We start from the raw sequence: 12,406 nt of genomic DNA, 5'->3' as shown, positions 1-12,406 counted from the left end.
CTTCCGATCGCACCTGCGGACCGCGGCATGTGAGGCTTGCGGCCGCATGCGGAGATGAGCCCTTGTCGCTGAGTTTCGATCCTGCCGCGGTCATCATGCCGCAGGTCCATTTCATCGGCGGCGAGCGCGTGGCCGCGGCCGATGGCATCACGCTTCACCGCCCCTCAGACGGCGTGGCCTTCGCCAGTTGTCCGGTCGCCGATGCCGGCATCGTCGATCGCGCCGTCGGCGCCGCCAGAATGGCCCTCGCGACCAGCGGCTGGGGCCGGGTGCGGCCGCGCGAGCGCGTCGATGCCCTCCACCGCTGGGCCGATCTCATCGCGGCCGAGGCGATGACGCTGGCGCGGCTGGAGGCGGTGGCGTCGACCCGGCCGGTCGCGGAGCTGATCAGGGTCGACATTCCGATCACGGTCGAGCAGATCCGCTTCTTCGCGGAATTCGCCGACAAGGAAGGGGGCGACCTCGCCCCCACAGCCGCCGACAGCGTCGGCATGATCGCGACGGAGCCCTATGGCGTCATCGGCGCCATCACGCCGTGGAACTTCCCGATCTCGATGGCCGCCTGGAAGCTCGGCCCAGCTCTCGCCGCCGGCAATGCCGTGGTGCTCAAGCCGTCGGAGATGACGCCCTTCGCCACGCTTTTCATGGCCGAGCTGTCGGTGCGGGCGGGATTGCCGGCGGGGCTGATCAACGTCGTGCTCGGCGACGGGCGCACCACCGGCGCGGCGATCACCAGCCATCCCGACATCGCCAAGATCAGCTTCACCGGCTCGACGGGCGCCGGGGCGGCGATCATGGAGAATGTCGCGCGCACCGGCATCAAGCCGATGACGCTGGAGCTCGGCGGCAAGAGCCCGCAGCTCGTCTTCGCCGACGCTGACCTTGCGCTCGCCGCCGGCGCCATCGCCCGCAGCATCCTCGCCAATGCCGGCCAGGTCTGCGTCGCGGGCTCCCGGCTCATCGTTGAGGCAACCGTCGCGGATGAGCTCATCGGGTTGATCACCAAGCATATGGCGGCGATCCGGCCCGGCCCGACCTGGGACGAGGCCACGGGCTATGCGCCGATCGTCTCCGCGCGCCAGCTCGGCCGCATAAAGAGCATCGTCGATGCCACCCTCGCGCAGGGCGCCCAGTGCCGCTTCGGCGGGGAGTGCCTCGACCGGCCGGGCTATTTCTATGCCCCGACCCTCATCGACGGCGTCGACGCCAACTCCCGGGCCGTCGCGGAGGAAATCTTCGGGCCGGTGCTCACCGTCCAAACCTTCCGCGAGGAAGAGGAGGCGCTCGCGCTTGCCGATCATCCGACCTACGGTCTCTGCGCCGGCCTCTATACGCGGGACCTGTCGCGCGCGCTGCGCCTGAGCGGCCGGCTGGAGGCCGGCACGGTGTGGATCAACCGCTATGGCCGCTCGCGCGACCACATCCTGCCGACCGGCGGCTACAAGCAATCGGGGCTCGGCAAGGACCTCGGCCGCGAGGCCTATCTCGCGAACCGCAGGTCGAAGAGCGTCCTTATCGCCATCTGAGGAGGAAGACCAGTGAAATCCTACAAGATCGCCCTCATTCCGGGTGATGGCATCGGTGTGCCCGTCACCGAAGCCGCCTGGGAGGTGCTGGGCAAGGCGGCGCGCGGCGCCGGTTTTTCCCTTGAAGGCACGACCTTTCCCTGGTCCTGCGACTTCTACGAGCGGACGGGCAAGATGATGCCGGCGGATGGCATCGAGACCCTGCGCAGCTTCGACGCCATCCTGCTCGGCGCGGTCGGCTGGCCGGCGCGCGTGCCCGATGCGGTCTCGCTGCACGGGCTGCTGCTGCCGATCCGCAAGGCCTTCGTGCAATATGCCAATATCCGGCCGCACCGCCTGCTGCCGGGCGTCGAGGGGCCGCTGCGCGCAGGCGCCTTCGACATCCTCTGTATCCGCGAGAACACCGAGGGCGAGTATTCCGGGGCCGGCGGCCGCGTCCACAACGGCACGGACGACGAGGTCGCGGTGGAGACGTCGATCTTCACGCGCAAGGGGGTGGAGCGCATCCTGCGCTTCGGCTTCGAAGAGGCGCGCCGGCGGCGGGGCAAGCTTGCCTCGGTGACCAAATCGAATGCCCAGAAGCATTCCATGGTGTTCTGGGACGAGGTCACGACGCGGCTCGCCGCCGACTATCCGGACGTCACGGTCACGAACTACCACATCGACGCGATGGCGGCGCGGATGGTGATGGCGCCGGAGAGCCTCGACGTCGTCGTCGCTTCCAACCTGTTCGGCGACATCCTGACCGATCTCGGCGCCGCCATCCAGGGCGGGCTCGGCTTCGCCGCCTCGGCCAACATCAATCCGGACCGCACCGCCCCGTCGATGTTCGAGCCGGTGCACGGCTCGGCGCCGGACATCGCCCATCTCGGCATCGCCAATCCGATCGCGGCGATCTGGTCCGGGGCGATGATGCTGGAGCATCTGGGCGAGCCGTCCGCAGCGGCGGCCGTCATGGCCGCCATCGAAGCTGCGACCGCACGCGGCATCGGCACAGAGCCCGGCAAGCACCGCACCACCGAGATCACCGCCGCCGTGCTCGCGGCACTCGCCTGACAGGAGACGAACGACATGACCATCGAAGGCCTTCGCGATCCCGGCCTCGTCCGGGAGGCCTGCCTCGTCGGGGGCCGCTGGAGCGGAGCCTCCGCCGGCCGGACGCTCGATGTGATCGACCCGGCCACGCAGTCGGTGCTCGGCACGGTGCCCGATGCCGGCGCCGAGGAGACCCGCGCCGCGATCGAGGCGGCGGCCGCCGCCTTCGAGCCCTGGCGTGCCAGGACGCCCGCCGAGCGCGCCGCGCTGCTGGAGGCGTGGCACGCGCTGATGCTGGAGCATCTGGAGGACCTCGCGCTGATCCTGACGCGCGAGCAGGGTAAGCCTCTTGCCGAAGCGCGGGGCGAGATCCGCTACGGCGCCTCCTTCGTCAAATGGTTCGCCGAGGAGGCGCGCCGCATCTACGGCACGACGATCCCTGCCCCGACGGCGGACCGGCGCATCGTGGTGCTCAAGCAGCCGGTGGGCGTCTGCGGCATCGTCACGCCCTGGAACTTCCCCAATGCAATGATCACCCGCAAGGTCGCCCCGGCGCTCGCCGCCGGCTGCACGGTGGTCATCAAGCCCTCGGAGCTGACCCCCTTCTCGGCGCTGGCGCTCGGCGTGCTCGCCGAGCGCGCGGGCATTCCGGCGGGCGTGATCAACATCGTCACCGGCATGCCGACGCCGATCGGGGCGGAACTGACCGGCAACCCCGCGGTGCGCAAGCTCTCCTTCACCGGCTCGACGCGCGTCGGCGCCCTGCTCATGCGCCAGGCGGCCGACAGCATCAAGCGGCTCAGCCTGGAGCTCGGCGGCAATGCGCCCTTCATCGTCTTCGACGATGCCGATCTCGACCTCGCCATCGAGGGCGTCCTCGCCTCGAAGTTCCGCAACGGCGGCCAGACCTGCGTCTGCGCCAACCGCATCCTCGTGCAGGACGGCATCTACGACCGGTTCGCCGAGAAGCTGTCGGCCAAGGTCGCGGCGATGAAGGTCGGCCCCGGCACGCAGGAGGGCGTCGCCATCGGCCCGATGATCAATGCCGCCGCGATCGAGAAGATCGAGCGCCACGTCGCGGACGCGCTCGCCAAGGGCGCCCGGCGGCTCGCGAGCGCCGCCGAGGTGCCGGACGGGCCGCAATACGCGTCCCCGACCGTGCTCGGCGACGCCAGCACCGATATGCTGCTCGCGAGCGAGGAGACCTTCGGGCCGGTGGCGCCGCTCTTCCGCTTCCGCCACGAGGAGGAGGCGATCGGGATCGCCAACGGAACGCCCTTCGGGCTCGCGGCCTATTTCTTCACGCAGGACCTGCGGCGCTCCTGGCGCGTCGGCGAGGCGCTCGAATTCGGCATGGTGGGGCTCAACACCGGCGCCATCTCGATGGAGGTCGCGCCCTTCGGCGGCGTCAAGCAGTCCGGCCTCGGCCGCGAGGGCTCGCAGCTCGGCATCGAGGAATATCTTGAGGTCAAGGCCTTCCACATGGGCGGCCTTGCCTGAGCGCATGGAAAAGGCGCCGGGGGATCCTCCCGGCGCCTGCAGCATCATGTGCCTACTGGATGCGGTCGAGCATCTTGTAATAGAGCCCGACCAGCGGCAGGAACCAGGGCTTGCCGAAATGGCCGGGCACCGCCGGCCAGGCGAGGTCCTTCAGGGGATTGCGGTCGGACCGGCCGAGGATCGCATCGGCCATGATCATGCCCAGATGCGTCGACAACTGCGCGCCGTGGCCGGAATAGCCCATGGCATACCAGACGCCGTCGGTACGGCCGGCGCGGGGATAGCGGTCCCTGGTCATGTCGACGAGGCCGCCCCAGCAATAGTCGATCTCGACATCGGCCAGCTGGGGGAAGATGCGTGCAAGGCTCGCCCGCAGGATGGCGCCGCTCATTGCATCGGACGCCTCATCGGAGGTGGCCGAGAAACGCGCGCGCCCGCCGAAGATCAGGCGGTTGTCGGGCGCGAGGCGGAAGTAGTTGCCGATGTTGAGCGAGGTCACCGCGGTGCGGTTGCCCGGCATGGTCGCCGCGATCTCGGCCTCGCTCAATGGCCGCGTCGCGATGATGAAGCTGCCCACCGCGATGATGCGCCGCCGGAACCAGGCGAAGGGCCCGCTCGTGTAGGCCCCTGTCGCCAGCAGCACCTCCCTGGCCGAAAGGCTGCCGCGCGGCGTGCCGAGGAGATGCCGACCGCCCTTCTCCCGCCGTGCGGTCACGGGCGCATGTTCGTGGATCACCGCGCCGTACCGCACGGCCGCGTCGGCCATGCCGGTGACGAAGCGACCCATGTGCATCATGGCGCTCTTCTTCGAGAGCATGGCGCCGTGGAAGCCGTCGGAGCCGATCTCGCCGGCAAGATCCGCCCGGCCGAGGAGGGCCGTGTCGGGATCGACCTCGCGATGCACCGCCTCGAAGTTGCGCGCGATCGCGTCGAGATGCCCGGGCTTGGAGGCGAGCTTCAGCTTGCCGGCGCGGCGGAAGGCGCAATCGATGCCCTCCTCGGCGACGAGGCGCTCGATCGTGTCGACCGCATCGTCGAAGGCTTTGTAGAGCGCGATCGCCCGCTCGGTCCCCAGCGCCGCCTTGGCGGCGATGAAGCTGTGCGCGAGGCCGTTGTTGAGATGGCCGCCGTTGCGGCCGGAGGCGCCGCAACCGACGGTGCCGGCCTCCAGCACCACGACTTTTGCACCCGCCATCGCGAGCGCACGCGCGGCAGCGAGCCCCGTGAAGCCGCCGCCGACGACGGCGACGTCATAGGCGCCCTCGACCGGGCCGGAGGCTGCGCCCGCGAAGGGCGGCGCCGTGTCGTGCCAGTAGGACCGGAACTGCATGGGCTGAGCCTCACAGGCCGAAGACGCCAGGAAGTCCCGAGATGTCCTTGATCTCGACGTAGCCGTAGTAGGGGTTCGCCGGCTCGTGGCCGCGGTTCACCCAGACCTTGTGCGTGATGCCGAGATCGTGTGCCGACATGAGATCGTAGCGGAACGAGGACGAGCAGTGCACGATGTCCTCCGGCCCGCAGCCCAGCATGTCGAACATGTATTCGAAGGCCTTGAAGCGCGGCTTGTAGGCGCCGGCCTGCTCGGCCGTGTAGACGGCATGGAACGGCGCGCCGAGCTTGGCGACATTGGACGGGATCTGCGCATCCATCGCGTTCGAGAGGATAACGAGCGGGATTTCCTTGGCCACCTTCGCGAGGCCGGCCGGCACGTCCGGATGCGGCCCCCAGGTCGGGACCTGCTCGTAGACCCAGCGCGCATCTTCCGGGCGGAAGGCGACATCGTTCCTGCGACAGGTCCGCGCGAGCGCGTTGTAGACCACTTCCTCATACGGCTTCCAGGCGCCGAGCACCTCGTCGAGCCGATAGGCGGCGAAATCGGCGAGGAACTGCTGCATGCGCGGCTCGTTAAGCCTCTCGCCGTAGAGCGTGCGCGCGGCATCGGCCATGGCGAAGTAGATCAGCGTGCCGTAGCAATCGAAGGTGACGTATTTGGGCTTGAAGGCGCTCATGGGTTCATTCCCTGCTGGCGAAAGGTCGGTTCGCTCCCACACCGATCATAGTCCGGGCGGATCCGGCCCCGGGCACCGCATTGCCGCCGCTGGGGAGCACAAAGTGCCGTCTGCCTCTCGGCCTTTGGCAGACAGTTGCGCCGGTCACCGCCGCCGGCCTGCCGGAGGGGGCCCTTCGCCCATCCCAGTGCCGGAGGACTTTGGCATTCCATGCGGTCCCCGCCCGCTCCTTCGGCCGAAGATGTCGCTCAGTGCCGATCCACAAGAGCAACTGCGCCTGTGCCCGTCTTATTCATGGAGCAAGTGAAACGGACCGAGGCACATGAAGCAGGACACCATCGACCTCGCGATTTTCGACGAAAGCCACCTCGACGGCGCCCACGTCCTGTCGCGGGAGGCAAACTGGCCGCATCGACGCGAGGACTGGGCAATGGTCCTGTCGCTCAGCCGCGGCTTCGTCGCCTTGGAGGACGGCGCCGTCGTCGGCACGGCGATGATGACGCCCTTCGGCGACACCGCCGCGACCATCAACATGGTCATCGTTGCAGCAGCGATGCGCGGCTGCGGCCTCGGCCGGCGGCTGATGGACAGGGCCCTCGCCGCCGCCGGCCCGCTGGAATGCCGCCTCATCGCGACCGCGGAGGGGCTGCCGCTCTATGAAAAGCTCGGCTTCCGCGCGACGCACGAGATCCGCCAGCACCAAGGCGTGCCCGACGGGATCGCAGCGGTTGCGATGCCGCAAAGTGGCCGGGTCGCCTGGGCCGGCGCCGGAGATCTGGCGGCGATCGCCGCGCTCGATCGTCTCGCCCTCGGCATGGACCGGGGCCCCTTGCTGCACCTCCTCGCCGAAGCGGGGCGCATGGCCGTCCTGCGCGCTGCCGACGGGCAGGTTGCGGGCTACGGCGTGTTGCGTCCCTTCGGGCGCGGCGAGGTGATCGGGCCGGTGATCGCCGGCAGCGAAGAGGAGGCGCAGGCCCTGATCGCCTTTCTGATGGCGGCCCGCCCCGGCGCCTTCCTGCGCGTCGACACGCCCGCGCTCACGCACCTTTCGCCCTGGCTCGCCGCCTGCGGCCTCGAGGAGGTGGGCGGCGGCATCGCCATGTGCACCGGGCCCGCGCGGCCCGGTCCGTCGGCCCCTTGCAAGCCCTTCGCCCTCGCCAGCCAGGCGCTCGGATAACCGGAGAACCGTCATGTTGAGCAATTCGCTGATCGAGCTCGATCGCGCCCACTGGGTCCACCCGGTCGCCTCCTATCGCGGCCACGAGAAGGCCGGAGTCCGCGTGCTGCGCTCCGCCAAGGGCGCGACCGTCACCGACGCGACCGGCCGCCAGCTCATCGACGGCTTTGCCGGGCTGTGGTGCGTCAATGCCGGCTATGGCCACGACAGCATCGTCGAGGCCGCCGCCAACCAGATGCGGGAACTGCCCTACGCGACAGGCTACTTCGGCCTCGGCTCCGAACCGGCCATCCGGCTCGCGGCGGCGCTCGCCGAGCGGGCCCCCGGCGATCTCGACCATGTCTATTTCACGCTGGGCGGCTCCGACGCCATCGACAGCACGGTGCGCTTCATCCGCTATTACCAGCAGGCGCGCGGCAAGCCGCAGAAGGACCAGTTCATCTCCATCGAGCAGGGCTATCACGGCTCGTCCACCGTCGGTGCCGGGCTGACGGCGCTGCCCGTCTTCCATGCCGGCTTCGGTGTGCCCTACGACTGGCAGCACAAGATTCCGTCGCACTATACCTACCGGAATCCGGCCGGCTCCGAGCCGGCGGCCGTCATCGCCGCGTCGCTCGCGGCGCTCAGGGCGAAGGTCGACGCCCTCGGCGGCCCCGAGCGCGTCGCCGCCTTCTATTGCGAGCCGATCCAGGGGTCGGGCGGCGTCCTGGTGCCGCCACCCGGCTGGATCAAGGCGATGCGCGATCTGTGTCGGGAGCTCGACATCCTCTTCGTCGCCGACGAGGTGATCACGGGTTTCGGGCGCACCGGCCCGCTCTTCGCCTGCGAGGACGAAGGCATCATCCCTGACCTGATGACGACCGCCAAGGGCCTGACCGCCGGCTACGTGCCCATGGGGGCCGTACTGATGTCGAGCAACGTCTACAACGTCATCGCCGATGGGGCGGGCGCGGCGACGATCGGCCACGGCTATACCTATTCCGCCCATCCGGTCAGCGCCGCGGTGGGGCTCGAGGTGCTGCGCCTCTATGAAGCGGGGCTGCTCGACAACGGCCGCAAGGCCGGCAGGCGGCTGATGGAAGGGCTGCGCAGCCTCGCCGACCACCCGCTCGTCGGCGAGGTGCGCGGCCGCGGTATGCTGGCCGCCGTCGAGCTCGTGATCGACAAGGCGCGGAAGACCCCTCTGCCGGCGGCCTCTCTGCCGGCGCAGCGTATCTTCGACCGGGCCTGGAACAACGGCCTCATCATCCGCGCCTTCGGCAACGGCGTGCTCGGCTTTGCGCCGCCCTTGTGCTGCACCGAGGCCGAGATCGACGCCATCGTCGAGCGCACGCGGGCGACGCTCGACGAGACGCTCGCCGACCCGGACGTGCGCGCCGCGATGGCATGAGGCAGGGGCTGCGGCCCGGCCGGCGCCGCAGCCGATATTCCGCCAGGCCGGCGAATTCGGAATTTTGTGCCGCCGGATTTTCGACATTCGGCGAATCCGGCGATCCGGGCGGTGAGACAGTAGCGTTCAGAGCCGACGCAGACGCGGCAGGGGAACAGAGCGTGAGCATCGCAAGAGGCGCCCGAGCGGCGCGGCGATGACGTGACTGTGCTTTGCAGGTGATCACGGGATGTCCCGCCGGCGATACGCGGGATGAGGCGGAGGGACCATGGCCAAGAGTTTCGCCGATTTCCGCTACATGACCTTCGACGTCGTGGGCACGCTGATCGATTTCGAGGGCGGCCTCGTCGGCTGCCTTGAGGAGATCGCCCGGGAGGCCGGCGTCTCCTTCGACGGCGAGGAGGCCCTCGCGCTTTATCGCGCCGCCCGCTACATGCCGGATGCCGGGCATTTCCCCGACGACCTCGCCCGGGTCTATGGTGTGATCGCGCCGCAGCTGGGCCTGCCCTCGGGCGCCGCCGATGGCGAGCGCCTGCGGGACAGCGTGAACGACTGGCGGCCCTTCCCCGACAGTGCCGACGCGCTCGCACGGCTGGCGCGGCGCTACAAGCTCATCGCCATGACCAATGCCCAGCGCTGGGCCTTCGCGCACTTCTCCCGCGCCCTCGGCGATCCGTTCTACGCCGGCTTCACGGTCGACGACACCGGGACGGAAAAGCCCGATCCCGCCTTCTTCGAGCACGTCTTCGCCTTCGTCGAGAAGGACGGCGGCTCGCGCGACGAGATCCTGCACGTGGCGCAGAGCCAGTACCACGACATCGGCATCTCGCGCCGGCTCGGCCTCACCAATTGCTGGATCCAGCGGCGCCATGCCCAGCCCGGCTATGGCGGCACGATCGAGCCCGAGCGCTTCACCGAGCCCGACTTCCATTTCATCTCGATGGCCGGCCTCGCCGATGCCGCCGGGACCAAACCGGCCGCCTGAAAGGCGGAACCGGACAAAAAGCCGGCGGCAAACGCCGGCGACAAACCAGAGAAGGGAAAGACCGTGAGCGAGAAGATCACCTCCAGCTGGACGGGCGCTGACGACGCCCTTGTCGAACATGCCATCCGCCGCGGCGCCAGCCGCCGCGACCTCCTGCAGATGTTGATGGCCGGCGGCCTCGCGGCCTCCGCCGGCAGCCTCGTACTCGCCCGCGCCAGCACGGCGCTGGCTGATACCCCGGTCAAGGGCGGCCACCTGAAGGCGGCCGGCTGGTCGTCCTCCACCGCCGACACGCTCGACCCGGCCAAGGCCTCACTCTCGACGGACTATGTCCGCTGCTGCGCCTTCTACAATCGGCTCACCTTCCTCAACCAGGGCGGCGTCCTGCAGATGGAACTCGCCGAGGCGATCGGCACGGAGGATGCCAAGGTCTGGACGATCAGGCTGAAGAAAGGCGTGACCTTCCACGACGGCCGGCCGCTCACCTCTGCCGACGTCATCTATTCGCTGAAACGGCATCTCGATCCGGCCACCGGCTCGAAGGTGAACGCCATTGCCAAGCAGATGGTCGACTTCAAGGCTGTCGACCCGCTGACGGTCCAGATCACGCTGGCGGCGCCGAACAGCGACCTGCCGACCATCCTGGCGATGCACCATTTCATGATCATCGCCGATGGCACCACCGATTTCTCGAAGGCGAATGGCACGGGCGCCTTCGTCTGCGAAAACTTCGAGCCCGGCGTGCGCTCGATCGGCGTGAAGAACAAGAACTACTTCAAGCCTGGCGGGGCAAACCTCGATTCATTCGAATTCTTTGCCATCTCGGAGGATACGGCCCGCGTCAACGCGCTCCTGGCCGGCGACATCCAGCTCGCGGCCGCGATCAGCCCCCGCTCGATGAGGCTCGTCGAGAGCCAGCCTGGCGTCGCCCTGTCGAAGACGACCTCCGGCAACTACACGAACCTCAACATGCGCCTCGACATGGCTCCGGGCGACAAGATGGATTTCGTGACGGGCATGAAATACCTGCTCAACCGGGAGCAGATCCAGAAATCGGCGCTGCGCGGTCTTGCGGAGATCGCCAACGACCAGCCCGTCTCACCCGCCAATATCTATCACAACAAGGAATTGAAGCCGAAGGCGTTCGATCCCGAGAAGGCGAAATTCCACTTTGAGAAAGCGGGCCTCCTCGGCCAGTCGATCCCCATCGTCACCTCCGAGGCGGCCAATGCGGCCATCGACATGGCGGTCCTCGTTCAGCAGGCCGGCAACGCCATCGGCATGAAGTTCGACATCCAGCGCGTGCCGTCCGACGGCTATTGGTCGAACTACTGGCTGAAGGCGCCCGTCCACTTCGGCAACATCAACCCGCGGCCGACCCCGGACATCCTGTTCTCGCTGCTCTATGCCTCCACCGCACCGTGGAACGAGAGCCGGTACAAGTCCGAGAAGTTCGACCAGATGCTCCTCGAGGCCCGCGGCTCGCTCGACGAGGCCAAGCGCAAGGAGATCTACGGCGAGATGCAGGTGATGGTCGCCGAAGAGGCAGGCACCGCGATCCCCGTCTACATCTCGAACGTCGACGCCATCTCCAGTAAGCTAAAGGGTCTCCAGCCCAACCCGCTCGGCGGCATGATGGGCTATGCCTTCGCCGAATACGTGTGGCTCGAGGCCTGAATCTTGCTTGCCTTGTAGCACGTTGAGCACAAGGCATTTCGCTGCCGGACGGCATCCGGCCGGCACGAGGTGCTCGCGGGCCGGGTCCCATGTGGCCCGGTCCTCCTTCCTCGTGTCACACTCTCCCTGGAGCCATCAGCTGCAGGAGCGCCCGATGAACACTCACCTGTTGTCCCTGCTGGGCGGCCGCCTTCTCGTCGCGTTGTTCACCCTCTTCGTGGTGTCCTTCGTCGTGTTCGGCGCGACGCAGATCCTGCCCGGTGACGTGGCCGAGGTTCTCCTCGGCCAGGCCGCGACACCCGAGGCCGTGGCCGGCCTGCGCGCGGCCATGCATCTCGACGATCCGGCGATCCTGCGCTTCTTCTATTGGCTCGGCGGCCTGGTGACGGGCGATCTCGGCACGTCCTACGCCAACAACATGCCGATCGCGCAGCTGATCGGTGGCCGCCTCAAGAGCTCGCTGCAGCTCGCGGCCGCCACGGCACTGTTCTCGGTGCCGATCGCGCTCGCCCTGGGCATCACCTCGGCCATGCTGCGCGGCACGCTCTACGACCGCGCCATCACGACGGCCACGATCACGGTGATATCGGTCCCCGAGTTCATGGTGGCGACCGCGGGCGTCCTGATCTTCGCCGTCTGGCTGAAATGGCTGCCCTCGCTCTCGATCACGCGCAACGTCGATTCCTTCGGCGAACTCATCCGCATCTACGCCATGCCGGTCTTCACCCTGAGCTTCGTCATCTCGGCGCAGATGATCCGCATGACGCGGGCAGCCGTCATCGAGGCGCTCAACACTCCTTACGTCGAGATGGCGCGGCTCAAGGGCGCGTCCCGCACGCGCATCGTGCTGCGCCATGCGCTGCCCAATGCACTCGGGCCGATTGTCAACGCCGTGGCCCTGTCACTCTCCTACCTGCTCGGCGGGGTCATCATCGTCGAGACGATCTTCAACTATCCCGGCATCGCCAAACTGATGGTCGATGCGGTGTCGACGCGCGACCTGCCACTCATCCAGAGCTGCGCGATGATCTTCTGCTTCGTCTACCTGCTGCTGATCACGACGGCGGACATCATCGCCATCCTGTCGAACCCGAAGCTGCGCTGAGC

At 68.3% G+C, this 12,406-nt stretch carries 10 protein-coding genes; 8 read left to right on the top strand and 2 right to left on the bottom strand.

The genetic code is table 11. The features are described from left to right. Positions 1-62 precede the first annotated feature (62 nt). Genes ASC46_RS08590 through ASC46_RS08580 form a run of 3 tightly spaced genes read left to right on the top strand, consistent with a single transcriptional unit; the run spans position 63 to position 4,061 of the window. On the top strand, positions 63-1,526 hold the full coding sequence (locus tag ASC46_RS08590) for an aldehyde dehydrogenase family protein (protein ID WP_055458864.1): 1,464 nt from the start codon (positions 63-65) through the stop codon (positions 1,524-1,526). Between the two features lie 12 nt (positions 1,527-1,538). Beyond that, positions 1,539-2,582 carry a tartrate dehydrogenase gene (locus tag ASC46_RS08585; protein ID WP_055458863.1) on the top strand — a complete coding sequence of 348 codons (1,044 nt, stop codon included), beginning with the start codon at positions 1,539-1,541 and terminating at the stop codon, positions 2,580-2,582. Positions 2,583-2,597: 15 nt separating this feature from the next. Further along, positions 2,598-4,061: an NAD-dependent succinate-semialdehyde dehydrogenase gene (locus tag ASC46_RS08580; protein WP_055458862.1), complete on the top strand. Its 1,464-nt coding sequence runs from the start codon at positions 2,598-2,600 to the stop codon at positions 4,059-4,061. A 52-nt stretch (positions 4,062-4,113) separates the two neighbouring features. On the opposite strand, the gene ASC46_RS08575 is transcribed toward ASC46_RS08580, so the two are convergent. Then, on the bottom strand, positions 4,114-5,391 hold the full coding sequence (locus ASC46_RS08575; RefSeq protein WP_055458861.1) for an NAD(P)/FAD-dependent oxidoreductase: 1,278 nt from the start codon (positions 5,389-5,391) through the stop codon (positions 4,114-4,116). 10 nt (positions 5,392-5,401) lie between these two features. Further along, a complete protein-coding gene (locus ASC46_RS08570) occupies positions 5,402-6,070 on the bottom strand; it encodes a haloacid dehalogenase type II (protein WP_055458860.1) in 669 nt (222 codons plus the stop codon). 322 nt (positions 6,071-6,392) lie between these two features. Between ASC46_RS08570 and ASC46_RS08565 the strand changes: the two genes are divergently transcribed. The 5 genes from ASC46_RS08565 to ASC46_RS08545 all read left to right on the top strand — a co-directional run bounded on the left by ASC46_RS08565 (position 6,393) and on the right by ASC46_RS08545 (position 12,404). Further along, on the top strand, positions 6,393-7,247 hold the full coding sequence (locus ASC46_RS08565; RefSeq protein ID WP_055458859.1) for a GNAT family N-acetyltransferase: 855 nt from the start codon (positions 6,393-6,395) through the stop codon (positions 7,245-7,247). A gap of 13 nt (positions 7,248-7,260) precedes the next feature. Further along, a complete protein-coding gene (locus tag ASC46_RS08560) occupies positions 7,261-8,637 on the top strand; it encodes an aspartate aminotransferase family protein (RefSeq protein ID WP_055458858.1) in 1,377 nt (458 codons plus the stop codon). Positions 8,638-8,905: 268 nt separating this feature from the next. Then, positions 8,906-9,622, top strand: a complete 717-nt coding sequence (locus ASC46_RS08555; protein WP_055458857.1) for an HAD-IA family hydrolase — start codon at positions 8,906-8,908, stop codon at positions 9,620-9,622. 63 nt (positions 9,623-9,685) lie between these two features. Then, the gene (locus ASC46_RS08550; protein ID WP_055458856.1) at positions 9,686-11,299 is read left to right on the top strand and encodes an ABC transporter substrate-binding protein; all 1,614 of its coding nucleotides are present in this window, start codon (positions 9,686-9,688) and stop codon (positions 11,297-11,299) included. A gap of 154 nt (positions 11,300-11,453) precedes the next feature. After that, positions 11,454-12,404: an ABC transporter permease gene (locus ASC46_RS08545; protein WP_055458855.1), complete on the top strand. Its 951-nt coding sequence runs from the start codon at positions 11,454-11,456 to the stop codon at positions 12,402-12,404. Positions 12,405-12,406: the final 2 nt, after the last annotated feature.

This window comes from Chelatococcus sambhunathii, assembly GCF_001418005.1.
Classification (GTDB): Bacteria; Pseudomonadota; Alphaproteobacteria; order Rhizobiales; family Beijerinckiaceae; genus Chelatococcus_A; species Chelatococcus_A sambhunathii.
Note: the sequence above shows the minus strand (reverse complement) of the source record. Positions and strands in the feature narration are given on the sequence as shown.

Excerpts from the sequence above, each read along its gene's own strand:
- ASC46_RS08580 (WP_055458862.1), top strand. The coding sequence starts at position 2,598 with ATGACCATCGAAGGCCTTCGCGATCCCGGCCTCGTCCGGGAGGCCTGC.
- ASC46_RS08575 (WP_055458861.1), bottom strand. The coding sequence starts at position 5,391 with ATGCAGTTCCGGTCCTACTGGCACGACACGGCGCCGCCCTTCGCGGGC.
- ASC46_RS08570 (WP_055458860.1), bottom strand. The coding sequence starts at position 6,070 with ATGAGCGCCTTCAAGCCCAAATACGTCACCTTCGATTGCTACGGCACG.
- ASC46_RS08565 (WP_055458859.1), top strand. The coding sequence starts at position 6,393 with ATGAAGCAGGACACCATCGACCTCGCGATTTTCGACGAAAGCCACCTC.
- ASC46_RS08560 (WP_055458858.1), top strand. The coding sequence starts at position 7,261 with ATGTTGAGCAATTCGCTGATCGAGCTCGATCGCGCCCACTGGGTCCAC.
- ASC46_RS08555 (WP_055458857.1), top strand. The coding sequence starts at position 8,906 with ATGGCCAAGAGTTTCGCCGATTTCCGCTACATGACCTTCGACGTCGTG.
- ASC46_RS08545 (WP_055458855.1), top strand. The coding sequence starts at position 11,454 with ATGAACACTCACCTGTTGTCCCTGCTGGGCGGCCGCCTTCTCGTCGCG.